The sequence below is a fragment of the Streptomyces sp. GESEQ-4 genome (genome assembly GCF_017948455.1).
In the GTDB taxonomy this organism is placed as follows: Bacteria; Actinomycetota; Actinomycetes; order Streptomycetales; family Streptomycetaceae; genus Streptomyces.
In genome coordinates this window covers 1-24,607 of sequence record NZ_JAFFSU010000035.1, presented here as the reverse complement: position 1 = coordinate 24,607, position 24,607 = coordinate 1, and the positions used below count along the sequence as shown (strand labels likewise).

23 protein-coding genes are annotated in these 24,607 nt (G+C 69.8%); 6 read left to right on the top strand and 17 right to left on the bottom strand.

Features of this window, described 5'->3' with window-relative positions:
• Positions 1-85: 85 nt before the first annotated feature.
• Positions 86-658, top strand: coding sequence for a MarR family winged helix-turn-helix transcriptional regulator (locus KCH48_RS38255; protein ID WP_210582068.1), 573 nt, complete (start codon positions 86-88; stop codon positions 656-658).
• A gap of 77 nt (positions 659-735) precedes the next feature.
• Here the strand turns inward: KCH48_RS38255 and KCH48_RS38250 are convergent, their stop codons facing one another.
• Positions 736-3,165, bottom strand: a complete 2,430-nt coding sequence (locus KCH48_RS38250) for a SpoIIE family protein phosphatase (protein ID WP_210582066.1) — start codon at positions 3,163-3,165, stop codon at positions 736-738.
• Positions 3,140-3,823, bottom strand: a complete 684-nt coding sequence (locus KCH48_RS38245; RefSeq protein WP_210582064.1) for a TetR/AcrR family transcriptional regulator — start codon at positions 3,821-3,823, stop codon at positions 3,140-3,142. The genes KCH48_RS38250 and KCH48_RS38245 overlap by 26 nt, the downstream gene beginning before the upstream one ends.
• Positions 3,824-3,933: 110 nt before the next feature.
• Between KCH48_RS38245 and KCH48_RS38240 the strand changes: the two genes are divergently transcribed.
• Genes KCH48_RS38240 through KCH48_RS38230 form a run of 3 tightly spaced genes read left to right on the top strand, consistent with a single transcriptional unit; the run spans position 3,934 to position 6,794 of the window.
• On the top strand, positions 3,934-5,055 hold the full coding sequence (locus tag KCH48_RS38240; RefSeq protein WP_069757832.1) for an aminomethyltransferase family protein: 1,122 nt from the start codon (positions 3,934-3,936) through the stop codon (positions 5,053-5,055).
• Positions 5,056-5,073: 18 nt separating this feature from the next.
• A complete protein-coding gene (gene purU / locus KCH48_RS38235) occupies positions 5,074-5,919 on the top strand; it encodes a formyltetrahydrofolate deformylase (RefSeq protein WP_210582062.1) in 846 nt (281 codons plus the stop codon).
• A gap of 26 nt (positions 5,920-5,945) precedes the next feature.
• The gene (locus KCH48_RS38230; protein ID WP_210582061.1) at positions 5,946-6,794 is read left to right on the top strand and encodes a bifunctional methylenetetrahydrofolate dehydrogenase/methenyltetrahydrofolate cyclohydrolase; all 849 of its coding nucleotides are present in this window, start codon (positions 5,946-5,948) and stop codon (positions 6,792-6,794) included.
• 79 nt (positions 6,795-6,873) lie between these two features.
• Here KCH48_RS38230 and KCH48_RS38225 read toward each other — a convergent pair whose 3' ends face one another.
• The 14 genes from KCH48_RS38225 to KCH48_RS38160 all read right to left on the bottom strand — a co-directional run bounded on the left by KCH48_RS38225 (position 6,874) and on the right by KCH48_RS38160 (position 20,693).
• On the bottom strand, positions 6,874-7,779 hold the full coding sequence (locus KCH48_RS38225; RefSeq protein WP_069757835.1) for a hypothetical protein: 906 nt from the start codon (positions 7,777-7,779) through the stop codon (positions 6,874-6,876).
• A 7-nt stretch (positions 7,780-7,786) separates the two neighbouring features.
• On the bottom strand, positions 7,787-8,509 hold the full coding sequence (locus KCH48_RS38220; RefSeq protein WP_266928415.1) for a gamma-glutamyl-gamma-aminobutyrate hydrolase family protein: 723 nt from the start codon (positions 8,507-8,509) through the stop codon (positions 7,787-7,789).
• Complete coding sequence (locus KCH48_RS38215; protein WP_210582059.1) at positions 8,506-9,996, bottom strand: aldehyde dehydrogenase; 1,491 nt, start codon at positions 9,994-9,996, stop codon at positions 8,506-8,508. Before KCH48_RS38215 ends, KCH48_RS38220 begins: the two co-directional genes overlap by 4 nt.
• Positions 9,997-10,112: 116 nt before the next feature.
• The gene (locus KCH48_RS38210; RefSeq protein WP_210582057.1) at positions 10,113-11,570 is read right to left on the bottom strand and encodes an APC family permease; all 1,458 of its coding nucleotides are present in this window, start codon (positions 11,568-11,570) and stop codon (positions 10,113-10,115) included.
• Between the two features lie 169 nt (positions 11,571-11,739).
• Positions 11,740-12,663: a TIGR03619 family F420-dependent LLM class oxidoreductase gene (locus KCH48_RS38205; RefSeq protein WP_210582113.1), complete on the bottom strand. Its 924-nt coding sequence runs from the start codon at positions 12,661-12,663 to the stop codon at positions 11,740-11,742.
• A gap of 188 nt (positions 12,664-12,851) precedes the next feature.
• Positions 12,852-13,064, bottom strand: coding sequence for a ferredoxin (locus KCH48_RS38200; protein WP_069757840.1), 213 nt, complete (start codon positions 13,062-13,064; stop codon positions 12,852-12,854).
• Positions 13,065-13,105: 41 nt separating this feature from the next.
• Positions 13,106-14,302 carry a cytochrome P450 gene (locus KCH48_RS38195; protein ID WP_210582055.1) on the bottom strand — a complete coding sequence of 399 codons (1,197 nt, stop codon included), beginning with the start codon at positions 14,300-14,302 and terminating at the stop codon, positions 13,106-13,108.
• A gap of 228 nt (positions 14,303-14,530) precedes the next feature.
• Positions 14,531-15,133 (bottom strand): TetR/AcrR family transcriptional regulator, encoded by a 603-nt coding sequence (locus KCH48_RS38190; RefSeq protein WP_210582053.1) that lies wholly within the window; start codon positions 15,131-15,133, stop codon positions 14,531-14,533.
• Between the two features lie 48 nt (positions 15,134-15,181).
• Positions 15,182-16,027, bottom strand: a complete 846-nt coding sequence (locus KCH48_RS38185) for a fumarylacetoacetate hydrolase family protein (RefSeq protein WP_210582051.1) — start codon at positions 16,025-16,027, stop codon at positions 15,182-15,184.
• Positions 16,028-16,037: 10 nt separating this feature from the next.
• Positions 16,038-16,973, bottom strand: coding sequence for a 3,4-dihydroxyphenylacetate 2,3-dioxygenase (locus KCH48_RS38180; protein WP_210582049.1), 936 nt, complete (start codon positions 16,971-16,973; stop codon positions 16,038-16,040).
• Positions 16,966-18,429, bottom strand: coding sequence for an aldehyde dehydrogenase (locus tag KCH48_RS38175; RefSeq protein ID WP_210582048.1), 1,464 nt, complete (start codon positions 18,427-18,429; stop codon positions 16,966-16,968). The genes KCH48_RS38180 and KCH48_RS38175 overlap by 8 nt, the downstream gene beginning before the upstream one ends.
• A gap of 34 nt (positions 18,430-18,463) precedes the next feature.
• Positions 18,464-19,270: an acetoacetate decarboxylase family protein gene (locus KCH48_RS38170; RefSeq protein WP_210582045.1), complete on the bottom strand. Its 807-nt coding sequence runs from the start codon at positions 19,268-19,270 to the stop codon at positions 18,464-18,466.
• A 2-nt stretch (positions 19,271-19,272) separates the two neighbouring features.
• Complete coding sequence (locus KCH48_RS38165; RefSeq protein WP_210582044.1) at positions 19,273-20,502, bottom strand: NAD(P)/FAD-dependent oxidoreductase; 1,230 nt, start codon at positions 20,500-20,502, stop codon at positions 19,273-19,275.
• A gap of 2 nt (positions 20,503-20,504) precedes the next feature.
• Complete coding sequence (locus tag KCH48_RS38160) at positions 20,505-20,693, bottom strand: ferredoxin (protein WP_210582041.1); 189 nt, start codon at positions 20,691-20,693, stop codon at positions 20,505-20,507.
• A gap of 358 nt (positions 20,694-21,051) precedes the next feature.
• Here KCH48_RS38160 and KCH48_RS38155 point away from each other — a divergent pair, with 358 nt between their 5' ends.
• Complete coding sequence (locus KCH48_RS38155; protein ID WP_246886532.1) at positions 21,052-22,383, top strand: glutamine synthetase family protein; 1,332 nt, start codon at positions 21,052-21,054, stop codon at positions 22,381-22,383.
• A 17-nt stretch (positions 22,384-22,400) separates the two neighbouring features.
• Positions 22,401-23,687, top strand: coding sequence for a cytochrome P450 (locus KCH48_RS38150; protein ID WP_210582037.1), 1,287 nt, complete (start codon positions 22,401-22,403; stop codon positions 23,685-23,687).
• Positions 23,688-23,760: 73 nt separating this feature from the next.
• Here the strand turns inward: KCH48_RS38150 and KCH48_RS38145 are convergent, their stop codons facing one another.
• Positions 23,761-24,360 carry a transposase family protein gene (locus KCH48_RS38145; RefSeq protein ID WP_210582035.1) on the bottom strand — a complete coding sequence of 200 codons (600 nt, stop codon included), beginning with the start codon at positions 24,358-24,360 and terminating at the stop codon, positions 23,761-23,763.
• Between the last annotated feature and the right edge of the window lie 247 nt (positions 24,361-24,607).

The following is a 24,607-nucleotide window of genomic DNA, read 5'->3' as shown; positions in this document are numbered from 1 at the left end:
GGGCAACGAGGCAGGCACCATACAATTTGGACGCGAACGATTGCGTTGCCCCATGCCTTCACAGGCGGCCCGAAGGAGTGTGCCCGTGCCCGGCCATCGTTCCATCACCGAAGCCGAGAAACTGGCAGAGGCCAAGCTTGGCGGTATCTCCCTACGGCATGACCAGATGGCCGTCGTCGCCAACATCTATCGCGCCGCCTCGGCAGTGCGGCAGCACCTTGAGAATTCCGTGTTGCGCGGCGTCGACCTGACCTGGACCGCCTTCGTGGTTCTCTGGGTCATCTGGGTCTGGGGTGAGCCGGAAACGCGGCACGTGGCAGAAGAGGCCGGCATCTCCAAGGGCACGCTCACGGGGGTTGCCCGGACGCTGGAAAGGCGTGGGCTTGTACAGAGAGCCGATCACCCCACCGACGGCAGGCTGGTGCTGCTCAGCCTGACTGATCAAGGTGAGGAGCTGATGCGGCGCGTCTTTCCGGCGTTCAACGAGGAGGAAGCCTTCGTCACGGGGCAGCTCAGCGATGAGCAGTGCGGCATCGTCGCTGCCGGGCTGCGTCAGGTGGTGCTGCAGGTGGAGGAGAACGGTGAGACACGCCGCCAGGCTCTCCTGGGCGGTGCGGCCCCCGCGCCACGTCGTAGCGGTCGCCGCCGCAAGGCGTGAGCCCACACAGTCCCGGACGACCGCTCGCTTCCATCGGGGGATGTGCCGACGGAAAAGCGACCGGCCAGTCGCCCTCGTCACAGCTCGAATCGCTCGCCTGGGAAGGTTCCCGGCAGTTCGGCCGGCGACAGCGGCACCTCGGTCCAGATGGTCTTGCCTGTTGACGTGTACCGGGTTCCCCAGCGTTGTGTCAGTTGCGCAACCAGGAACAGACCTCGGCCGCCCTCGTCTTCCATCGCCGCCCGCCGAAGGTGGGGCGAGGTGTGGCCGCCGTCGGAGACCTCGACGATGAGGCCGCGCTCCTGGATCAGCCGCAGACACACCGGAGCGTTGCCATAGCGGATCGCGTTGGTGACCAGCTCGCTGACGACGAGCTCGACGACGAACGACGCGGCTTCGTCGACTCCCCACGCGGCCAGCTGGTCGAGGGCCAGCGACCGGGCTCTTGCCACTTCTGCGGCGTCGCAGGCCATGTCCCACGTCGCCACCAGACTCTCGGCCAGGGCGTGGACGCGGAGCAGCAGCAGTGCGGCATCGTCCTCGGGGGCTTGGGGCAGGAGCCTGGTGATGACCCTGTCGCAGATCCTGTCCAGTTGGCCGTTCCCGGGCCCGGAGAGTGCGGTGCAGAGAGATCGGATCCCTGCGTCGATGTCTGTCTGACGGTTTTCCACGAGTCCGTCGGTGTACAGAGCGAGCATGGCGCCTTCCTGCAGCTCGATGTCGGCGCATTCGAACGGCAGGCCGCCCAGGCCGAGGGGCGGTCCGGCGGGAAGGTCCACAAGCTCGGTGTGCCCGTCGGGGGTGACAAGTACGGGCGGCAGATGGCCCGCCCGGGCCATGACGCAGTGCCGGGAGACCGGATCGTAGATCGCGTACAGGCAGGTGACGCCCAGTGCCTGGTCCTCGGTCTCGGCCTCGGCGGCACCGGAAGTCGGAATACCGGTCCGCGCCACGAGGTCGTCGAGACGGGCGAGCAGTTCGTCCGGCGCGAGGTCGAGCGCCGCCAGCGCCGCGACGGTGGTGCGCACCCGGCCCATGGTGGCGGCCGCGCCCATGCCGTGTCCGGCGACATCCCCCACCACCAGCCCGACGCGTGCCCCGGAGAGGGGGATGACGTCGTACCAGTCCCCGCCGACGCCGGCGTGTCCGGCCGCGGGCAGATAGCGGTGGGCGACTTCCACGCCCGGTTGTTCGGGCAGGGCGCGAGGGAGAAGATCACGCTGGAGCATGAGTGCGGTCGCATGTTCTCGGGTGTAGCGGCGGGCGTTGTCCAGGCAGACCGCGGTGCGGGAGACAAGTTCTTCGGCGAGCTGGATCTCCTCATGCTCGAAGGGGTCGGCGTGTTGGGGGCGCGCGAAGGCCGCCACGCCCAGGGTGGTGCCGCGGGCCTTGAGGGGAAGGGCGAGCACGTGGGTGGCCGCGTCGGTAGCCGGCGCGTTCTCGGCCAGGCACCGCAGGCTGACGGTGTCCAGTTCGTCGTACGCGGTGTCCTTGGCCGCGGTGTGATCGGTGCGGTGAGCTACCCGGCAGAGGGTGGGGTGGGTGCCGAAGTGTTGTGGTTCCTCCCCGCCCAGGACGGGTTCGAAGATGTCCACGATGACGGCCTCGGCGAATTCGGGGACCACGAGTTCCGCCAGTTCGCCGGCCGTATGCCGGATGTCCAGGGTTCTTCCGATACTGCCGCTCGCCCGGCTGAGCAGAGCGAGACGCTGCCGTGCCACATAGCGGTCGGTGATGTCGAGGCCGGCCTCACAGACTCCGATCGGCCGGCCTTCCTCGTCCTGAAGCCGGAAGTAGGAGCACGACCAGACGCGTTCATGATGGGGGGCCAGGAAAGTGGCGCTCCGGTACCGCACGTCGACCACGGGTGAGCCGGTGCGGGCCACGCGCTGGACGATTTCCTCGACACTTGTGACCGGCCGGTCAGCCTCCTCCAGCACCTCGCCCTGCGGCAGAATGTCCTTCAGGAACCTTCCGGCTACCTCCTTGAGCGAGATTCCGAACTGCTTCTCGATTGCGGCGTTGATCCAGCGCACCCGGGCGTCCGTGTCGTAGATCACGAGCTGGACGGGCGATTCCCGGTCGAGTCCGTCAAGCATGGCCCGGCCGAGGGCCTCCCAGTGCGCCAGCTCGGAATCCACTGCCACCAGCAGCCACCCGGTCGCGCCCACCCCGAGGGCGAGCGGGGTGAGAGACAAGGACACGGGCACCGGGCGGCCGTCACCGCGGCGGACCGGCCGGGGGCCGAGCGACCATGCCGTACCACCGTCACCAGCGGCTGAGGAGATGCCGGCTCCCGTTTCGGTATCGGCCAGGACCGCGTCGGCGGACCGGCCGAGGACCTCCTCGGACGCCAGACCGAACAGCTCCTCGGCTTCCCTGCTCCACCCGGTGAACCGCAGGTGCCGGTCCAGCACTGCGGTCGCGCCGCCGGGCGTCGGCATGCCCGAGGAAGGCGTGCCGTGCGGCCGGACTCCCTGGTCATGCCCTGTGAAAATGCTCGTCATCGCCGCTCCTGAGGTTGGTGCAGGAGAGCTTCGGCTCATTCAATGTACCGTCGGACGCCCCCGGTGACGCCTGCGCGCGATAGGCCGCGAGAAGTCGGCGCAGGGCGTCGACACTCTCCTCGGTGCGGCCTGGTGCGCCGGACGTGACCTGGTGGAATACCAGGCCGTCCAGGGCCGCGAAGACGATCTCCGCCATGTCCTGCGACACGTCGAAGCAGGCCAGTGCCTCGCGGACGGCGTCGCGGTATGCGTCGTAGAGCACGTCTACGTGGTGCCGCAGCTCCGGCCGCCTGCTCGCTTCGAGCTTCAGTTCGTACTGGAACGCCTGGACGTCGGGGTCGGCCGCGATGAAGTCGGCCAGGGTCGCGGCGAAGTCCTCCAGTCTTCCGCTGGCGGGCACCAGCGAGGACGTCTCGATGCTGCGTGTGACGCACCACCGCAGCGCCTCTTCGAGGAGGGCGTCGCGCGAACCGAAGTGGTGGGCGACCAGCCCGTGCGTGACGCCGGCTTCGGCGGCGACGGCACGGTAGGTCAGCTTCCGCAGGCCGCCCCGGGCCACCACCCTGACGGCCGCTTCCAGGAGCGCCTCCCGCCCTTCGCCGTAACCGGGCCGGGTGTCCTGGCCGGTCTCGCCGTCTGTCTCTGCTGCGGCGTTCACTCGCCCCTCCTTCTGTCTGCCGTCCCCGAAACTCAATCTATCCTATTGACAAGTTATCCAGGTGGATAGATTCTCGCTGCAGCGCACGCCCTCTATCCACTGGAGTCCCCATGGCCATCCCCGAAGGATTGAGCACCACGCCGTTCGCTCCCCGCTACGCGGACCGGGTCGAGGAGTGGATCGACGTCTACGGCAACGCCGTACCGCTGGCCATCGGTGATCCGGCCGAGGAGTACGAGGCCATCCGCACCGCCGTCGGGGCCTCCGAGTACTCGATGCTCTACAAGTGGCATGTCGAAGGTGAGAATGCCGTCGCCACCGTCGACGCCGTCTTCTCGCGCGGCGTCAAGGGGCTGGGCGCCGGACGCATCGCCTACGGGGTCGTGGTCGACGCCGACGGGATGATGCTGGACGACGTGACCGTGGCCGTCCTCGCGCCCGACCACGTCGTCGTCACCGGCGGCAACCCCGCCACCCTGCAGTCGCTGGCCGCTCACGCACCCGCCGGGACCACGGTCGCCGAACGCCGCGACGAGTCCGCCGTCCTGACCCTGCAGGGCCCGCGCAGCCGCGACGTCCTCCAGCGCCTCACGCACGTCGACGTGTCAGGCGCCGCCTTCCCCTACTACACCTTCCTGCGCGACGCCCTCGTCGCGGGCATCCCCGCACAGGTGAGCCGGCTCGGTTTCACCGCCGAGCTCGGCTACGAGATCCAGGTCCCGCGGGAGCAGGCGCTGGCGCTGTGGGACGCGGTCTTCGAGGCCGGTGGGGACCTGGGGATCAGGGCCTTCGGCGCGATCGCCCTGCTGACCTGCCGCACCGAGGCCGGGATGATCATGGGGGAGCTGGAGTACGACCACACGGTCACCCCGTTCGAGTGCCGGATGGGCTGGGCGCTGGACTTCGACAAGGGCCCCTTCCAGGGGAGGGACGCGCTGCTGGCCAAGAAGGACAGCGTGACCGGCCGCGTCGTCAGCGTCGTCGTGGATGCCGCGCCGGATACCGCCGAGGGCGCCCGGCTGGAACTGGACGGCCGTGACATCGGCTACGTGACGATGGCGGTGCCCTCCCCCGTCCTCGACGGCGCCACCCTCGGTCTGGCCCGGGTGCACCGCGACGCCGTGAAGTCCGGCACCGCGCTGACCGCCGTCGCCGCCGACGGCTCGAAGGCCGACGCCACGGTCCGGCCCACACCCGTGTACGACCCCGAGCGCGCCCGCGTGCGGGCCTGACCCGACGGAGATCCCGACGTGCAACGCTACATTCTCACGCTCCGCTGCCCCGACCAGCCGGGCATCGTCCACGCACTCGCCGCGGGCGTCGCGGAGGCCAAGGGCAACATCCTGGAGAGCGCCCAGTTCTCCGATCCCGGCACCGGCATCTTCACCATCCGTGTGAGCCTGGAGACACCCGGCGCCGACACCGAGAGCCTGCGGGACGAACTCACCCTGCGGCTGGCCCGTTTCGACCCGGTTCTGACCGTCCGGCCCGAGGAGCAGCGCCGCCGGGTGCTGCTGATGGTGTCGAAGTTCGACCACTGCCTGGTCGACCTGCTCTACCGCTGGGGTTTGGGTGAACTGCCCGTCGACATCCCGCTGATCGTCTCCAACCACCCCGACCTGGCGCCGGTCGCGAAGCGGTACGGCATCCCCTTCGTCCACGTCCCCGTCACCCGCGACACCAAGCCGGAGGCGGAGGCCGAGCTGCTGCGGCTGGTGGCCGAGCACCGGGTCGACTTCGTGGTGCTCGCCCGTTACATGCAGGTCCTCTCCGACGACCTGTGCGGCAAGCTGTCCGGCCGGATCATCAACATCCATCACTCGTTCCTGCCGGGCTTCAAGGGCGCCAAGCCCTACCACCAGGCCCACGAGCGGGGCGTCAAACTCATCGGCGCCACCGCCCACCTCGTCACCGCCGACCTGGACGAGGGCCCGATCATCGAGCAGGACGTCGTCCGCGTCGGGCACCGCCACACCGCGCCCGAACTGGTCGCGATCGGCCGGGACGTCGAGCGGATCGTGCTGGCCCGCGCGGTCCGGCTGCACGCGGAGGACCGCGTCGTCCTCACCGGCTCCCGCACCGTCGTCTTCTCCTGACAGCCGCACCGAGAGGCTTGTGTGACATGACCACCGCGACGCTGCTCGACGGGAAGGCCGCGGCAGCCGAGACCAAACGTGAACTCGCCGAGCGGGTGAAGGCGCTGAAGAGCCGGGGCATCGCCCCCGGGCTGGGCACCATCCTGGTCGGCGACGACCCGGCCAGCCGCTCCTACGTCGGCGGCAAACACCGCGACTGCGCCCAGGTCGGCATCGCGTCGATCCGGGTGGAGCTGCCCGCCACGGCGACCCACGCCGAGGTCGAGGCCGCCGTGCTCAAGCTCAACGCCGATCCGGCCTGCACCGGCTTCATCGTCCAGCTGCCGCTGCCGGCCCACATCGACACCCACGCCGTGCTGGAGCTCATCGACCCGGCCAAGGACGCCGACGGACTCCACCCCGCCAACCTGGGCCGACTCGTGCTGGGCATACCGGGGCCGCTGCCCTGCACCCCGCGCGGCATCATCGACCTGCTGCGGCGCAACCGCGTGCCCATCACCGGACAGCAGTTCTGCGTCATCGGCTGCGGTATCACCGTGGGCCGCCCGCTCGGCCTGATGCTCACCCGCAGCACCGAGCACGCCACGGTGACCCTGTGCCACGAGGCCACCCAGGACACCGCGGCCCACACTCGCGTCGCCGACGTGGTGGTGGCCGCGGCCGGCGTGGCCCATCTGGTCAAGCCCGACTGGATCAAGCCGGGCGCCACCGTCCTGTCCGTGGGCATCACCCGGACCGTCGAGGGCATCCTCGGCGACGTCCACCCCGACGTCGACCAGGTCGCGGGCTCCCTCGCACCGCCGGTCGGCGGAGTGGGACCGATGACCCGTGCCATGCTGCTGACCAACATCGTCGAGGCGGCGGAGCTCGGCTGACCTCGCGTAGGGGGTGGGGGCTGGACCGCAAGGCCCTGCCCCCACGCCGTTGCGTGCGGCTGGAGAGCCTCACGCACGCCTACACGCGACCGGAGTAGTCGGTGTAACACTCCACCGGGTCCCCCTCGTAGCTCCACGGCCAAGGCATCACCAGTCCGCCGACCGCGGAGAAGACCGGGCCGGCACCGCCGCTGCGGCCCGCCCGGATCAGGGCGTAGGCGAGCATTCCCAGGTCCGCGACGGCGGCCGCGTGACGCAGGTGACCAGGTTGCGGCCAGTGGGCCATGCCCTGGTCCAGCAGCCGTGCGGTGTGCGGCTGCGACCAGTACTGGCTCACGCCCAGCGCCTGGATTCCTCCGCTGCTCCTTTCGCGGTGGTGCTGGCGCACAGCCGCGGTCAGGGGCAGGCATGCCGTCGGCGCGTCCCACGGCATGACCGCGATGGCGTCGTCGAGGAAGTCCCGCAGCGCGGCCTGGCTGCCCTGCTCCTCCGGGGAGAGGTAGCCCAGGATCTGCAGGTGCGCCTCCCGGTGCCATGGATCACGCGCGTGTATTTCGTGCCAGACGAACGAGAGTTCGGAGCTCGGCCGCTTCAGAAGCCGCAGCGCCGCCAGCGCACCCACCCACGGGGTCGGATCGGCCGGGCGGGCATCGGCGGCGACGCGGCAGAGCGCCATGGCTCCACGCGGATCGGTCGCCAGTTCAGCCCAGGTGGCCAGCAGCAGGGCATCCGGGTCGCGGGGCCGGCGTTCGCGCCAGCCCCGGGCCAGCGCGGGTGCGGCCTGCGCGAGGACGCCGACACGGTGGCAGCGGCGGTCCCAGTCGTCACCGGTGGCCCGCAGGAGCCGCTCCACCTGGGCGATGGCGAGGTCCTGCGGTCCGGGGCCGCGGGCGGCGGTGATGCCTTTCAGTACCCGGCCCAGCACAACGTCGTCGAGTTCGGGGGCGAGGCGGGGTGCCTGTCGTTTGTGGCCGAAGAGAGCCATGTCTTTTTCAGTGTCTGTTGTGGGCGGCCTGGACCAGCGCGTCGAACAGGCCTTGCTGGGCCGGGTCCTGGTCCGCGGTGTCCTCGGGGTGCCACTGCACCGCCGTGAACCACCCCGGGTGTCCAGGCAGTTCGAGCCCCTCCACCGTGCCGTCGGCGGCCCGCGCGGTGACCTTGAGCCCGGCACCGACGCGGTCGACGCGCTGGTGGTGGTAGCAGGAGGCCTCCGTCTTCTCGGCGCCGGTGGCCCGTTCGAGCAGGGTGCCTCGCTGGATCGCGACCGGGTGCACGATGTGCCGGTGTTCGCGGTCCGCGCCGCCCATGTCCTGTTCCAGGCTGCCGCCGAGGGCGACGTTCACCACCTGCAGCCCACGGCAGATCGCGAGCATGGGCAGGACCGAGTCCAGGGCCCGCCGGGCGACTTCGAGGTCGAACACGTCCTGGAGGTCGTCGACGTCGTAGACGCTGCCATGGGTGTCGGCGGCTCCGTAGCGGTGCGGGGCCAGGTCTCCGCCGCCCGGGAGCAACACGCCGTCGAAGCGGGCGAGCCGCTCGGCCACGTCGGCTCCGGCCGGGTCGGCGGGGTGGAGGCTCACCGGCTCGCCCCCGGCCCGCCACACGGCCTCGACCAGCGCGCGGGCGTTCACCTCGGCGGCGTAGCGCAGCGCGGACGTGGTGGCGGCGAACCGGGCCGGAATCGCGATCAGGGGGCGCGTGTGCGTACGGGTCACAGCTGGATCCAGGTGGTCTTCAGCTCGGTGTACTTCTCCATGGCGTGCGCGGACTTGTCGCGGCCGTTGCCCGACTGCTTCATGCCGCCGAAGGGGACGGTCAGGTCGCCCTCCTCGTAGCAGTTGACCCAGACCGTGCCGGCCTTCAGTGCGCGGGAGACCTTGTGGGCGGTGGACAGGTCGGAGGTCCACAGCCCCGCGGCGAGGCCGTACTCGGTGGCGTTGGCCAGCCGTACCGCCTCGTCCACGTCGTCGAAGGCGAGGACGGACAGGACGGGGCCGAAGATCTCTTCGCGGGCCAGCCGCATGCCGGGGTCAACCCGGTCGAACACGGTGGGCCGCAGGTAGCTGCCGCCGGTCTCGGCCAGGGCCCGGCCCCCGCCCACACGCAGCCTGGCACCCTCGTCCAGGCCGGAGGCGACATGCTCCAGGACCCTGCCGAGGTGGCTGTCGCCGACCAGTGCGCCCATCTCGGTGGCCGGATCGAGCGGGTCGCCCACCCGCAGCTCGCGCGCCCTCGCCACGACGGCCTCCGTGACCTGTTCGGCGATGGACGAGTGGACCAGCAGCCGGGAGGGCGCAGTGCACATCTCACCCTGGTTGAAGAAGATGCCCCAGGCCGCGGTTGCTGCCGCCTTCTCCAGGTCAGGGGCGTCGGGCAGCACGATGTTCGGTGACTTGCCGCCGAGTTCGAGCCAGACGCGCTTGAGGTTGGAGTCGGCGGCGTAGCGCAGGAAGTGGCGGCCGACGGCGGTGGAGCCGGTGAAGGCCAGGACGTCGATGTCGGGGTGGAGGCCGAGCGCCCGGCCGGCCACCGGCCCGTCACCGGTGACGACGTTGAGGACGCCCGGCGGCAGTCCGGCGTCGGTGGCGACGCGGCCGAGCAGGAGGGCGGACAGCGGAGAGGACTCCGACGGCTTCAGGACGACCGTGCAGCCGGCGGCGAGCGCGGGAGCGACTTTCCAACTCGCCAACGTGAGCGGGAAGTTCCACGGCACGACGGCGCCGACGACACCTGTCGGCTCCCGGGTGACCAGGGCGAGCGAGTCCGGTGCGGTGTGGGGAGACTCGTCGGTGAGTTTGTCGGCGAGCTGCCCGTACCAGCGGAAGGTGTTGATTGCGGCGCGCAGCTCGATGGCGTACGCGTCCGTGATCGGTTTGCCCATCTCCAGGCTCACGGTCAGTGCCAGTTCCTCGCGCCGCTCTTCCAGCAGTTCAGCGATCCGCAGCAGGACCCGGCCGCGCTCGGCGGGCGCCAGGTGCGGCCACGGCCCTGTGTCGAAGGCGCGGCGCGCCGCCGCGACGGCGAGATCGACCTCTGCCTCCCGCGCGTCGGCGACCCGGACCAGGGTCTGGCCGTCGCGAGGGGAGATCACGGCGAACGATGCACCGTCACCGGCTTCGTCCTTGCCGTCGATGTGGTGCTGCGTGGGCAGGCCGAGTTCCTTGGCGCGGCGCAGCAGTTCTTCATGGGTGGCGTTCAGCACGCGTTCTCCATCTCCGTTTCATCCACGTCATTCGATGACAGACGACTCACGTGTTCGACAAAGGCCCGATACGGCCGGGGCGCGGGCTCCGGCCGTATCGGTGAGGATCGCGGTGTTCAGTCGCTGGTCTCTGCCCTGGGCCGCGTCAGCCTGGCGGCGACGACGCCGAGGATCAGCACCACCGGAACGGTGGCCTGGAGCCATAGGGCCGTGGTCCGGTCGCCGCCGATGAGCGTCGTGAAGTTGGCGATGATGAGCCAGATGGCACCCGCGATGCCGAGCGCGCCCAGTACGGGGGCGATCAGGGTGTTCCAGAGGCGGGTGTCGGCGCCGGAGCGGCGGAAGTACACGATGACCGAGACCGAGGTCAGGAAGTACAGCAGCATGATGCCCAGGACCGCGACTCCGCTGAACCAGGAGAAGAGGGTCAGCACCGGGTCCTTGCCCAGGACCGCGAAGGGCACCACGAGCAGCACCGCGATCACGGTCTGCACGGTGCCCGCCACCCAGGGCGAGTGACGCCGGTTGATGGCGGTCAGGCCCTGCGGCAGGAGCCCTTCACGGCCGAGAGAGAACAGGTAGCGGTTGGCGGAGTTGTGGAAGGCCAGGAGGCCGGCGAACAGGGACGTGGCCAGCAGGATCGGCAGCACGTCGTTGACCCAGCCGCCGAACTGGGCGGCGATCGGCGCGAAGACGAAGGCCGCGGCGTCACCGCTCTCCAGGGCCTTGCCCGCCTCGGCCGTGGCCTGGGACGCACCGTGCGCGGAGATGAGCATCCACGAGGTGAAGGCGAAGAAGCCGGTGATCACCACGACGGACAGGTAGGTGGCCCGGGGAACGGTCTTGCGAGGTTCACGGGCCTCCTCGCCGTAGATGGCGGTGGCCTCGAAGCCGAACATCGACGCCACGGCGAACATCAGCGCCACGCCGGGAGCACCCTGGAGCGCGACGGACGGCGAGAAGCTGTCCGTGAGGCCGAGCCCCTCGGGGCCGCCGCCCTGGAAGAGCGTCACGAGGGCGAAGACGATCAGGACGCTGAACTCCGCCAGCACGAAGACAGCGAGGATCTTCGCGCCCATCTCGATGCCCGAGGCGCCGAGCACCTGGACGATCACCATGGTGACCAGGGCCCAGACCCACCACGCCACGTGGGCACCGGTGTGGTGCTCGACAAGGCCGCTCATGATGCTTCCGTACAGCCCGTACATGCAGGCCTGCACGGCACAGTAGGAGAAGAGCGCGACCGCGGCGCTGCCGGAGCCGGCCGAGCGGCCGAGTCCCTTGCCGATGTAGGTGTAGAAGGCGCCGGCGTCCACGACGTGGCGGCCCATGGCCACGAAGCCGACCGAGAACAGCAGGACGATGACGCCGGCCGCGAGATAGGCGGCCGGAGCGCCTGCACCGTTACCGATGGCGATGGCGATCGGCACAGCGCCGGCGATGCCGGTCAGTGGCGCCTGGGCGGAGAGAACGAAGAAGAGGATGCCGAGGACACCGAGAGAGTTGGGCTTGAGTCTGCCTGCCATGGATGCATCATCAGCAGTCTGCGTGACGACCGCGGTCTGACTGTCCACTCGAATCACCTGCCGGGGACGGGGAGGGGCGGAGTTTGTTTTGGGCCAAACGAGTTGCCCCATGGTGGGCCGGAACTATCCGTTTGACAAGGGGTGTGGGGAGATCCTTTGCGCGGCGGCGGAGTTCCTACACGGTGGAAACCGGGGGACTCGCGGCACGTGCGACGGATTACGCGGTCACCCTCTCCACGCGCCGCATGACGTCCCGGCAGAAGGTTCCGATGCCGTTGGGGTCGTCGATGAACTGGTTCGGCTTGATGCAGAAGGTGGTGAAGCCGAGCTCCAGCTGCTCGGGAATGGAGGCAAGGGCGGTGCCGAGGTCGGCCGGTGAGCGGTCGTCGGGGAACACGGCCTGGGTGCCGCCGATCATCTCCAGGTCGGCGATGTCGCGTCCTGCTCCGGCCATGGCGTCCCCGAGCTGCCGCATGTCTTCGGGTGTGGGCCGTCCGAGCGGGTGGAAGCCGTGCCCGTACCGCACCAGCCGCCGCAGCAGCGGGCCGTGCATGCCCTGTCCTCCGAACCACAGCCGCGGGCCGTCAGGACGGTACGCCTTGGGCTCGAAGTAGACGTCCTGGAAGGGATAGTGCTCGCCGTCGTGGGAGACCGGGGACGGTCCCCAGGCCTTCGCCCAGATCTGAAGGTGCTCGTCCAGCAGCCGCCCGCGCTTTCCGAACGGCACGCCCAGGGCCGCGTACTCGTCCCTGCTCCAGCTCACCGTGGGCTGCACCACGAGGCGGCCCTCGCTGAGCAGGTCCAGGGTGCCGAGTTCGCGGGCGAGCAGCAGGGGGTGGCGCAGCGGTGCGAGGACGGCCGCGGCGGCCAGCCGGAGGCGGGAGGTGACGGAGGCGATGGAGGCGAGCAGGAGCAGGGAGTTCGGCCAGGGGGTGTAGGGGTCCTGGTTGCCCGGGAGGGCGTAGTCGCGGGGGTTTCCCATGACACCGGCGGCCCCGGCGTCCGGTCCGAGCACGATGTGTTCGCTGACCATGACCGCGTTGAAGCCGGCGTCCTCGGCCTCGCGGGCCCACCGTACGGCGGTGGGCAGGTCCGCCCGGCCGCCGGTCAGCGTCCAGTTCTCGCTCAGGACGAGCAGCATGCGGGGAGGGGTGGGTGCGGGCACGGGTGGATGTCCTTCACTCGCGGGGATTGCGTCGAGGCTGCGTGCGGCTGGATGACGGCAAAGATGCCCGCCGCGTACTCCTGTGGCGGGCCCACGGCCGGACCGCTGTCGCCGGGGCCGTTCTCCGGTGGCCCGGCGCCATCGGTGACATGCCGCGTTTCCGTCTACTCGTGCACCGTGATGGCCTGGAGCGGACATACCTCGGCGGCCTCGTGCAGTTCCTCGGCGCTGTCCTCGTCCACGTCGGCCACGTAGACGTCGGTCGCCCTCGACCGCAGGGACAGGCGTCCGTCGTCGTCCAGCGCGAACAGGCCGGGGGCCGCGTACACGCACTGGCCGTGGTCCTGGCACTTCTTGAGGTCGACTTCGACCTTCATGACGGCTCCTGTCTCTCTCGGTTCTCGGAGGGGTCGGGGGATCAGAGGAAACGGACGGGGAGGCGGGTGATCGTGCGCAGGAACTCGGTGTGGGCGTAGGCGGGTTCACCGGCCAGCTCGACACCGGAGAAGCGGTTGACGATCGAGCTGAAGACGATGTCGGCCTCGGCGCGGGCCAGGATCTGGCCGGCGCAGCCGTGCATGCCGGAGCCGAAGGCCAGGTGCTGGCCGGCGGCGACCGGCCGGGTGTGGTCGAAGGTGTCGGGGTCGGCGAAGACCTCCGGGTCGCGGTTGGCCGAGGCGATGAGCAGGGCCAGCGCCTCTCCGGCCGGTACCGTGGTGTCGCCGATGGCCGTGTCCTGCGTGGTCAGGCGCACCACCATCGACTCGGGCGTGTCGATCCGCAGGATCTCGTTGATGATGCCCGGTCGTGCCTCCGGCTCGTCCCGGTAGGCGGTGAACAGCCCGGGCTGCTGCGTCATCAGCCAGATGCCGTGGTTGATCAGGTGCTTGACGTCGAGGTGGCCCACGGCGAAGAACAGCAGGATGGTGTAGACGACCTCCTCCTCGGTCATCCTGCCCTCGTCCTGCGCGGCGATGAAGGCGTCGATCAGGCCCTCGCCGGGATGGGCTCGTTTGTCGGCCACGAGCCGGCGGATGTGCTCGGCGTACCAGGCGAACGCCTCTGTGGTGGCGCGGGCCTCGTCGTCGTTGCAGCCGGGGCCGAGGCTCAGCCCGATCTCGTAGGTCTTGCGCTGGATGGTGTCCATCTCGGTCGGCTCGATGCCGAAGATGTGACAGGTGGTGTCGAAGGTGCACTTCAGGGAGAGGCCGTCGGCCGCGTCCAGGGTGCCGTCGCCCTTGTCCACCTCGTCGAGCACAGCCTCCACGGCGGCACGCATCACCTTGGACCACTCCTCGACCGCCTTGGGTGTGAACCAGCGGTTGGTGATCCGCCGCAGCCTCGTGTGGTCGGGGGCGTCCTTGCCGAGCATGGTGTGGTGGATCGGGGTGGCCGGCCCGAAGTCGAGCTGTTGCGCGCTCAGGGTGGGGTTGCGGATCAGCCGGGCGACGTCCTCGTAGCGGGAGACGACGTACAGGCCGACCGGATGCCTGTAGACAGGGTGCTCCTGCCGCAGCCGCGCGTAGTACGGGTACGGGTCCGCACGGAAGCCGGGGTCACGGAAGGGCAGCAGATCCTCGATGGCGGACGCGGGTCCGGCCGTGGTGACGGTCATGTCGTGACACTCCTCGTATCGGGCGCGAGGCGGAGGGAACTGGGGAGGAGAAGAGGAGGGCGACCAGTGGGCCCTGCACCACCGAGAATTATCCACACGGATAATTTCGTCAATGCTTCGCGCGCACGTAATCAACTCTTTACGCCGCCGGAAACAGGCGAGTCCCCGTCGCTGGGCGACGGGGACTCGTCCTGACCTGCTGTTATGGCAGGGATTACGACATGGCGGCTACTCTGCGCCTTCACGCTGCCGGGTCAGCAGTGACCGCAGCTCCTTCAGCGCGGCCTCGGTGACGTCCGGCTCGTCGAGGACCAGCTGGTGCAGTACGAGACCCTCCAGAGCGGCGAAGACGAGCCGGGTCAGGGCAGGGCTGGTGCCGTCGGGCAGGCTGCGGGACAGCTCCCTCTCCGTGGCCTCGAAGTACTCCTCGTACAGCGCGCGGATCTGCGGCAGCAGCTCGGGCCTGCGCCGGGACTCGAGCATGAGCTCGTACTGGAACATCTGCATGGCCGGCTCGCGGGTGACCATGTCCGCCAGTCCCGCCGCGAAGTCCGCGATGTCGCCCGTGCCGGGTTCCAGGGAGCTCGTGCGCGCGCTGGTGCGTACCGCGTGTTCGAGGGCTGCCTCGATCAGTGCGTCCCGCGAACCGAAGTGGTGCACCACGAGCCCGTGCGTGACACCCGCCTCCTCCGCGACGGCACGATAGGTGAGCTTCCGCAGCCCTCCCCGGGCCACCACGCGCACGGCCGCGCTGAGCAGGGCCTCACGGCCGGTCCCGTAGTCCACGCGCTTGCGGGGCCTGGCGGGGGGCTTCTCGGAGGAATCGCTCATGAACGCGACCCTACCCGCGCGTCGCGACCGGCAGACCGCCCAGGGGCGTCATCGCTTCGGCGGACGGATGCCGCGGAACTCCCAGTCGCCGCCGAGCGCGGTGGACAGCACCTCCTCCGATTCGGTGGGCTGGGCGCCGACGTCGGTGCGGATGGAGGTGGGGCCGGTGACGATGTGGTTGGTGAGGCGGCCCAGGCCCTCGACCTCGACCTCGACGACGTCGCCCGGCTGTACGGGGCGGGAGTTGGCGGGGGTGCCTGACAGCAGGACGTCGCCGGGGTACAGGGTGATGGTGCGGGCGATGTCGGCGACGAGATAGTGCATGTCCCACTTCATCTCGTCGGTCGAACCGTCCTGGACCACCTTTCCATTGACGTAGGTGCGCAGGCTCTTGCCGTGGAAGTCCCAGTCGGTGACCAGGCCGGGGCCGAGCGGGCAGAGCGTGTCGGAGCCCTTGACCCGGAGCATGGAGCCGGCGTCGGTGTCGCGGAAGTCGTGCAATCCGTAGTCGTTGGCGATCGTGTATCCGGCGATGTACTCGCCCGCTTCGGCCGGGGGGATGTTGCGCGCGGTCTTTCCGATGACGATGGCCACCTCGCCCTCGTAGTTGAGCCACTTGCAGCCCTCGGGGCGGACGATGGCGCCCTTGTGCGAGTTGAGGGCCGAGGTCGGCTTGTGGAAGTAGGTGGGCGTGTCGGGGAGGTCGATATCGAACTCGTCGACACGGCTGCGGTGGTTGAGATGGACCGCGATGACCTTGGAGGGGACGACCGGGGGGAGGTGCTGGGCGTCCTCGGTCTTGACGCGGCGGCCGTCCGCGGCGACGAGTTCGTCACCGTCGACGGTGACCTGGACGGCGGCGCCGTCGAGGAGGATGCGGCGGTATTCGGGCATGGCAGTACTCCTAGATACGGCTGTGAGGGTTGTGCGCGGAGGGGGCGGCGGGCAGGCCGGCGCCGGTCCAGCCGTCGGCCGGGCGGTCGAACCAGAGGTGGACCTGGCCGGTGCCGATGGAGTTCTCGTACTCGCCGTACTGGCGGGCCTTGGCGACGCAGGCCTGTTCCCCGAGGGCACCGGCCATCATCAGGTAGTGGAAGAACTTCGCCTCGGGCCTGTATTTCGAGAACTCCGGCATGGTGTCGAGGACCTTGTCGTGGCGGCCCTCCTTGAACCAGGCGATCCGCTCGTAGTCGGCCTCGCGCGCCTCGGGCGTGAAGATGTGCGCGGGGTCGCTCGACTCGTGGTCGCGCAGCTCGCGCAGCGGCCAGAAGGTGTGCGACAGCGCACCGGAGGCGATGACCAGGACCCGGCGGCCCGGGGTGGCGGCGATCCCGTCGGCCAGCGCCCGGCCCAGCCGCAGGTGGTCCTCCATGTCCCCGGTCTGACAGACCCCGATGGTCACCCACCGCTTGTCCGGCAGCCCCTCCCCCAGGAACTTCCAGAGGTTGGTGGTGGCGTAGTAGATCGGCAGGTACTCGTCCTCGATCGCGGTGATCCAGGTGCCGTGCTTGTCGGCGAACTTCTCGATGTTGTGGGCCAGTTCAGGATCACCGGGGAAGTCGTACGGCATCCGGCACATGCCGCGCGGTAGCTCCTCGGAGGTGAACAGACCGGCGCGGCGCTGCTGGGCTGTGACGACGAACTCGACGGTGGTCGCCCAGTGGGAGTCCAGGACGACGACGGTGTCGTAGTCGTCGCGCTCGAAGACGTCCTTGCGGAGCTGGTGCAGGCCGGTGACGAGGGTGATCTCCTTGCCCCCGTTCAGCTCCAGCCGGGTCTCCTCGGGCAGCACGATGGTGGGGACGTGGGCGAGGAGGCCCGCCCCGACGATCTCACCCATGGTTGTTCCATCCGTTCGGCGAGGTCACGGTGTTCTTGAGGTCGCAGTAGAAGTCGAAGCTCCAGGTGCCGCCCTCGCGGCCGACGCCCGAGTGGCGGGAGCCGCCGAACGGCGCCTGCAGGTCGCGGACGAAGAAGCAGTTGGTCCAGACCGTGCCTGCGACAAGCTGGGCGGTGACGCGTTCGGCGCGCTCGGGGTCACCGGTGGCGAGCGTGGCAGCCAGCCCGAAGCGGGTGTCGTTGGCGAGGCGGACGGCTTCGTCTTCGGTGGCGAAGGTCTGCAGGGTCAGGACCGGGCCGAAGACCTCCTCCTGCACGATCTCCGAGTCCTGGGCGACGGCGGTCAGGAGGGTCGGCGCGTAGTACTGGCCGTCCTTGCCGTGGCCGCCGATGACCGCGCGGGCACCGGCCGCCACGGCACGCTGCACGAAGCCGTCGATCTTCTCCAGCTGGAGCGGGTGGATGTTCGGCCCGATGTCGGTAGCCTCGCCGCGCGGGTCGCCCTGGGTGAGCTGCCCGGCCTTCTCGACGAAGCGGCGGGTGAACTCCTCGGCGACCGACTCCTCGACCAGGAAGCGCGTCGCAGCCAGGCACACCTGGCCGGCGTTGTCGTACTGCTCCACCGCCAGGTCGACGGCCAGGTCCAGGTCCGCGTCGGCGAACACCAACAGCGGCGACTTGCCCCCCAGTTCGAGACTCAAGGGCGTGAGGTTCGCGGCCGCCGACTCCGCGATCCGCTTGGCCGTGGGCACGGAGCCGGTGAAGCTGATCCGGCGCACGTCGGGATGCGAGGTCAGCGCGTCGCCGATCTCGGAGCCGTAGCCCTGGACGACGTTGAGCACACCTGCCGGGAGCCCGGCCTCGGCGGCGATGTCGGCCAGCAGGGAGGCAGTCAGCGGGGTCCACTCGGCGGGCTTGAGGATCACCGTGTTGCCGGCCGCGAGAGCCGGGGCGACCTTCCAAGTGGCCAGCATCAACGGGGCGTTCCACGGTGTGATCAGCACGGAGGGGCCCGCTGGGTCCCAGCTGACGTGGTTGGTGTGCCCGCGCGTCTCGAAGTCCTCGTGCTCCAGTTTCAGCAGCCCGTCCGCGAAGAAGCGGAAGTTGTGGGCGACGCGGGGCATGACGCCCCGGCGGTGGGAGCGCAGAAGGGCTCCGTTGTCGGTGGTCTCGACGATGGAGAGCTCTTCGATCCGCTTCTCGACCCCGTCGGCGATGGCGTGCAGGATGCGTGCGCGTTCCGCGCGGGAGGTGGCCGCCCAGGCGGGGAAGGCGGCCTTCGCGGCGGCCACGGCGGCGGCTGCCTCCATGCCCGTGCCCCGGGAGATCTCGCCGATCGTGCTGCCGTCGATGGGCGAGACGTCCGGGAACGTCTGTGCCGAGGCGACGCGCTCGCCGCCGATCCAGTGCCGGGTGTCGACGGCGACCCCGGCAACGGTGATGGTGTGTTCGCTCATGCTCTGCTCCTCCGGTCTCACGAGGTGGTGGGGTCTACTCGGCGCCGGAGGTGCCGGATTCCAGCAGTCGGCCGCCGTCCCAGACGACGCCGACCTGGCGGTAGTAAGCGGCGATCGGCTCGCGGATCTCCAGGCGGGCCAGTTCTTCGGTGGGCGCCTCGAACAGCTCCAGCTCGGCGTCGCCGCGCCAGGCCTGTCCCGCCTCGAAGGACGCGGCGCCCGACTCGATCAGCTCGTCCAGAGCGAGGCCCTTGCCCTTCTCGATGGAGGGCAGCCAGCGGTGGTGGGCCATCGGGTGGGCGTTGACGAAGCCGTTCGTCTGCGACGGCTCGCGCAGGGTGACCGTGGTCTGGGCCAGGCGCCGGTCGGCGGCGGCGAGCGTGGCGCCGAAACGGGCCCCCGCCTCGATGCGCGGCGCGGGGCCGTACGGGTGCGGGCGGGTCTGGTGGATCGAGCCGAGCTTCTTCGGGTAGCCCTGGTGCAGGCCGCGGGCGATGGCGAAGTCCTTGTCGACCCAGATGTAGACGCACCGCGAGTAGGTTTCGCCCCGGTACTTGCAGCGGACGACCGCGAACGCCTCCTTGTACTGGGAGAGCACGGGATCGAGCAGCTCCTCGCCGGACGCCGAGCAGGACTGCCAGTCGGCCCAGATCAGCGCCACCGCGCCCGGGTCCTCGTCGGCGAGCTCCAGTGGCTCGGGAAGCAGTTCACGCACGCGCGCCGGGTCGGTGCGGTACTCGACGGTGAGCAGGTCCCCGGAGTACAGCCAGGGCGGTGAGGGGACCAGCGACGAGGCACCGCTCGCCGTCTTGGGGAAGAAGAATCCGTGAACAGTGTTCATGATCAGCGAAGTCCTTTGGCGGTGAGGGCGGGCTGCTCGAGCAGTTCGGCGCGGTATCGGGAGGCGGCGGCCACCGCGGCCGGACCGCCGAGGGCGACGACACCGGCCAGCCGGCCGCCGGCGTGGTAGCCGACGACGACATCTCCGTCGAGGTCGCCGTCCAGGACGCGTACGTCCTCCTTGCCGAGTACCGGTGCGCCGAAGGACTGCAGGCGGAAGTCGTGCTGGTCGCTCCAGAAAGTGGGCAGCGGCGCGAACGGGGACAGGCCGTGGCTGGTGCCGGCCAGCTGGGCGACGAGGGTCTTCGCGGCGTGCTTGGCGGTGTCCGTGGGGATGCACCAGTGCTCCACACGGCGCGGTACGCCGTCGTAGCGGGCGTTGGGGAAGCGGGCGACGTCGCCGACGGCCACCACGTCGGGCCGTCCGCCGGCGCGCAGGTGCTCGTCGGTGAGCACGCCGTCGCTCAGGTCGAGGCCGTTGCCGTCCAGCCACTCGGTGTTGGCGACCGACCCGACCGACTCGACCACCACGTCGGCGGGAAGGACGGTGCCGTCGCCGAGGGCAACGCCGGTGACGTGGTCGTCGCCGGTGAAGCCGGTCACGCCCGTGCCGAGGGCGAAGCGCACGCCGCGCTCCTCGTGGCGCTTCAGCAGGACCCTGGCGAGGAGCTCGCCGAGGGGGCCGACCATCGGCAGGGGCAGCGGGTCGACGACCGTCACCTCCCGGGCGCCCAGAGCGACGGCGGTGGCGGCGACCTCGCAGCCGATGAAGCCGCCTCCGACGACGACCACGCGGGCTCCGGGCCTGGTCAGGGCCTGCCGCAGACCCTGCGCGTCGTCGATGGTGCGGACCGTGTGCCGGCCCGCGAGCGGGCCGGGGCAGCGCAGGCGCCGGGGCCGCATTCCGGTGGCGACGACCAGACCGTCGTAGGAGAGTGCCTCGCCGTCGTCGAACTCGACGATGTTCTCCGCGAGCCGGGTGGCGACGATCTTGACGCCCAGCCGCCATTCCGCGTCGGCCACACTCGCCCGCGGGCGGAAGGCGAGTGACTCGAAGGGTGCCTTGCCGGCCAGGACCTCCTTGGACAGGGGCGGCCGGTTGTAGGGCATGTGCGGCTCGTCACCGACGAGGGTGATGGCTTCGGTCCAGCCGGCGGCCCGCAGCTGCTCGGCCGCGCGCAGGCCGGCCATGGAGGCGCCGGCCACGACGATGCGTGCACTCCGCGAAGTCATGGTCAGTCCTCGATACGGATGGCCTGGAGCGGACACACGTCGGCGGCTTCCTCGACCTCGTCGCGCAGCGCGTCGTCGGGGTCGGGGACGTAGGCCAGGTGGCCGCTGTCGTCCATGGAGAAGACATCGGGTGCGGCGAAGACGCACTGGCCGTGGTCCTGGCACTTGTTCATGTCGACGACGACCTTCATGGCCGGTCCTCCTGAATGTGAGGGCGTCGGGGCGGGGACGAGCGGAGGAAGAGGGGCCCGACCGGCGTCGGCCGGGCCCCGGCCAAGGGTCCGGCAACTGACCGAACCCTTACTCATTTGGCTTCAAACAACATAGGAAGCCGCCCGGCCCTGGTCAATACCTATCCATGCGGATAATTTTTTTCCTGCCGCCCCTTGCGGGGCACCCGAAGTCCTCATACCGTTTGGCATCAAACAAGCTATTCCATGTGCCGCGCCCCCACCCGTACCGGCCCTCTGAATCCCCTCACCATCCACACGCCTAGCGCCCGAGGAGACATCGGTGAGCGCAGACCCAACCCCCAGCCTCCGTCAGCACATGCAGCGACTCGCCGCCGACGGCATCGACGTGGTGCGCGTGACCTATCCCGACCTGATCGGCACCGACCGAGCGCGCGACGTGCTGTTGGACCACCTGCCGTCGGCCTGCGACCACGGCCTGGCCTTCTGCCGGGCCGTGTACCACACCAGCCCCCAGGGCGACGTGGTGCCCGTCTCCGGCGGTCTCGACGCAGGCCTGCCCGACATCACCGTGCGACCGGACCTGGACACCCTGGTCCCCCTCCCCTGGGAACCCGGCGTCGCCTCCTGCCTCGCCGACGTCACCGACCCGGCCACCGGCCTGCCCGCGCCCGAGTCACCCCGCGATCTGCTGCGCACCGTCCTCGACCGATGTGCCGAACACGGCCTGCGTCCGGTGGTCGGCCCCGAGCTCGAGTACTTCCTCTGCGCCGAGGACCCGGCCTCCCCGAGCGGCTGGAAGCGTTACTCGAGTGCCACCGGCGTCGTCTACACCGCCGGTCTGCGCGCCGACGGCGACAATCACCTGCTCCGCACGCTGCGTCTGCTGCGGGACATGAACATCGGCGTGACCAGCGGAAACCACGAGTTCGACGGCGGCCAGTTCGAGATCAACCTCACCCACTCCGACGCCCTGTCCGCTGCGGACCGCGCCTTCCGCTTCAAGTCCGCGATCAAGGAACTGGCCCGGCAGGAGGGCAAACTCGCCACCTTCATGGCCAAGCCGTTCAACGACGCCGGAGGCTCCGGTTTCCACCTCCACCTGTCCTGCGACAGCTCCTCCGACGAGGAAGGCGCCGGTAACTCCTTCGACGATCCCGCCGGGCCGTACGGACTGTCCGCCACCGCACGCCACGCCGTCGCCGGCATCCTCGCCCACGCCCCGGCCCTGGCCGCACTGGCCAACCCGACCGTGAACTCCTACCGGCGTTTCGGCCCGGACACTCTCGCCCCCTGGCTGATCGACTGGGGCCTGGACAACCGCAGCGCCATGATCCGCATTCCGCCCGAGCGCGGCTCCGGCGCCCGGTTCGAACTGCGCCTCGGTGACGCCAGCGCCAACCCGTATCTGCTGATCGCGGGCACGGTCGCCGCCGCACTGCTCGGGGTTCTGACCGGCGAGGAACCCCCCGCCCCGCTGGAGGGGTACGGCTACGACACCGCCAAGGCAGCCATGCTGCCCATGAACCTGCCGGCCGCGCTCGACGCCCTGGAAGCGGACACGGAGCTGACCGACATCCTCGGCAAGGACTTCACCGCCTCGTTCCTCTCCTACAAGCGCAACGAAATCGAACGCTTCCAACGGCACGTCACCGACTGGGAGTTCACCGAGTACGCCTACCACCTGTGACGACTGGGAGCCATGCGATGACGACCGAGACACCGACCGCCGCCGTGAACGAACCGATGCCACTGGCAGACGTCAACCTCGCCGATCTGGACAACTTCACCGACGGCATCACCCCATGGCGCATGTTCCACACCCTGCGCCACCAGGACCCGGTGCACTGGCAGCCCGAGGACGCCCCCAACTCCGGCTTCTGGGCCGTGACCCGCCACGCCGACATCGCCCGCGTCGACCGTGACGCCGAGACCTTCACCTCCACGAAGTTCGTCAACCTCGAAGAAGTCGACGAGGACCAGATCAAGACCCGCGCCTCCATCCTGGAGCTGGACGGTGTCCGCCACCGCGCGCTGCGCAGTCTGCTCCAGCGCCAGTTCGGCGCGAGCGTCATCAACAGCTACACCGACTTCCTGCGTGGCCTGACCGCCACCACGCTGGACGCGGCGCTGGCCAAGGGGACCTTCGACTTCGTCAAAGAGATCTCCGCCGACTTCCCCATCAACGTCCTCGCCCGCCTCCTCGACGTACCGCCGGAGGACAACCAGCAGCTCATCGACTGGGGCAACCGCATCATCGGCAACACCGACCCCGACTACGCCGACGTCCTGCTGGACAGCGCGGAGAGCGAGCAGTACCGGCACCTGCCCTTCCGCTCCCCCGCCTCGCTGGAGGTCTTCGAGTACGGCCGTGAGCTGGCCCGGCAGCGGCGCGGCGGCGACGGCACCGACCTGGTGTCGAAGCTGGTGAACACCATCCCGAAGGACGGTGTGCCGCTCTCGTCACAGGACTTCGACAACTACTTCCTGCTCCTCGTCGTGGCCGGCAACGAGACCACCCGCCACACCATCACCCACTCCATGCTGGCCCTCCTCCAGCACCCCGACCAGCTGGCCCGCCTCAAGGACGACCCGTCCCTGATCCCGGGCGCGGTCGAGGAGTTCCTGCGCTGGGCCTCCCCCGTCTACCACTTCCGCCGCACCGCCACCCAGGACGTCGAACTCGGCGGCAAGCGGATCAAGGAGGGCGACAAGGTCGTCATGTGGTACGCCTCCGGCAACCGTGACGAGGAGGCCTTCGGCAACCCGTACGACTTGGATGTCACCCGCGCCGACAACGACCACGTCACCTTCGGCAAGGGCAGCCCCCACCTGTGCCTGGGCAACCTGCTCGCCCGCACCGAGATCCGCATCATGTTCGAGGAGCTGATCCCCAGGATCGCCGACATCCGCCTCGTCGGCGATGTCCCGCGCGTCCGCTCCAACTTCGTCAACGGCATCAAGAAACTACCCGTCGAAGTCACCCTCGCCTGATCGCAGCGGCCCATCCGCACGGCGGCTCACGAAGGTGGGCACGAGCCCAAGGGCCAGCCCCTCATGTTTGTTGTCAAGCGAACTCCGTCTCGAGGATTGCAACGATGACCGATTTCAGGTTGGCGAAGCCGTGCTCGACGGCGGCGCGTTCGCGGTTGAGCAGGCGGTTCGCTTCTCTCTCCGCGTCGGTGAGCTGGTGGTTGCGGGTGGCCTTGCGGCCGGTGATGATCACCGGGTGGTCGTCGGGGTCGTCGTCCAGGCCGACGAGTCCGAGATCGGCCAGGGCTCCGAGACCGGCCTCGCGCAGGTGTCCGGTGATCTTGTTGTGGCGGGCGGTGGTGATCTCGCTGGACCGGCCCGGCTTCGCCGCCGGGATCCAGATCACGTTGCCTTGCTCGTCGGTCAGCGCGAGAAACAGCAGGCCATGGGACTTGTGTTTGCCGCTGTAGTTCTTCCGGTTGTCCTTCCCGGTGCGGCGCCGGGTGCGGATGAGGGTGCCGCCCAGCAGGACCACGACCCCGCCGGCACGGGCGATCTTCTTCAGCGCGCGGTCCAGGCGCGGGGCGCGGGCGAACAGCAGGCGGATCACTTCCATCACCCAGCGGCGCACGGTGGAGGCGGAGACCGCGTTGCCGCCGGCCATGTCGGCAAGACGCTGGTCGTGACGGAGCACGGCGAGCACGATGACCGCCTGGGTCCCGGAACTGACCTTGCGCCAGCGGGTTTGCGCAGCTGGCCACGGACGGCTCGACCTTGCCCGGCGTGAGCTCCCGACCCAGCATCCCAGCGACGTCCTTGGCCATCACCGGACCCTCCGCCCCGGCCACGATCTCCATGATCCGCCGATACTCCGGGGTCAGGGACTCCACCCCCATCCCCTCGGACCGGTCCGGCACCAGACGCATCCCGCCCGCACCCGG

Bases quoted from the DNA above. Each gene is read 5' to 3' on its own strand.
- KCH48_RS38150 (WP_210582037.1), top strand. From the start codon at position 22,401: ATGACGACCGAGACACCGACCGCCGCCGTGAACGAACCGATGCCACTG.
- KCH48_RS38205 (WP_210582113.1), bottom strand. From the start codon at position 12,663: ATGCTGCTCGTCCTGAGCGAGAACTGGACGCTGACCGGCGGCCGGGCG.
- KCH48_RS38155 (WP_246886532.1), top strand. From the start codon at position 21,052: ATGCAGCGACTCGCCGCCGACGGCATCGACGTGGTGCGCGTGACCTAT.
- KCH48_RS38160 (WP_210582041.1), bottom strand. From the start codon at position 20,693: ATGAAGGTCGTCGTCGACATGAACAAGTGCCAGGACCACGGCCAGTGC.
- KCH48_RS38230 (WP_210582061.1), top strand. From the start codon at position 5,946: ATGACCACCGCGACGCTGCTCGACGGGAAGGCCGCGGCAGCCGAGACC.
- KCH48_RS38165 (WP_210582044.1), bottom strand. From the start codon at position 20,502: ATGACTTCGCGGAGTGCACGCATCGTCGTGGCCGGCGCCTCCATGGCC.
- KCH48_RS38250 (WP_210582066.1), bottom strand. From the start codon at position 3,165: ATGACGAGCATTTTCACAGGGCATGACCAGGGAGTCCGGCCGCACGGC.
- KCH48_RS38180 (WP_210582049.1), bottom strand. From the start codon at position 16,973: ATGGGTGAGATCGTCGGGGCGGGCCTCCTCGCCCACGTCCCCACCATC.
- KCH48_RS38195 (WP_210582055.1), bottom strand. From the start codon at position 14,302: ATGACCGTCACCACGGCCGGACCCGCGTCCGCCATCGAGGATCTGCTG.
- KCH48_RS38170 (WP_210582045.1), bottom strand. From the start codon at position 19,270: ATGAACACTGTTCACGGATTCTTCTTCCCCAAGACGGCGAGCGGTGCC.
- KCH48_RS38175 (WP_210582048.1), bottom strand. From the start codon at position 18,429: ATGAGCGAACACACCATCACCGTTGCCGGGGTCGCCGTCGACACCCGG.
- KCH48_RS38225 (WP_069757835.1), bottom strand. From the start codon at position 7,779: ATGGCTCTCTTCGGCCACAAACGACAGGCACCCCGCCTCGCCCCCGAA.
- KCH48_RS38240 (WP_069757832.1), top strand. From the start codon at position 3,934: ATGGCCATCCCCGAAGGATTGAGCACCACGCCGTTCGCTCCCCGCTAC.
- KCH48_RS38190 (WP_210582053.1), bottom strand. From the start codon at position 15,133: ATGAGCGATTCCTCCGAGAAGCCCCCCGCCAGGCCCCGCAAGCGCGTG.
- KCH48_RS38200 (WP_069757840.1), bottom strand. From the start codon at position 13,064: ATGAAGGTCGAAGTCGACCTCAAGAAGTGCCAGGACCACGGCCAGTGC.
- KCH48_RS38185 (WP_210582051.1), bottom strand. From the start codon at position 16,027: ATGCCCGAATACCGCCGCATCCTCCTCGACGGCGCCGCCGTCCAGGTC.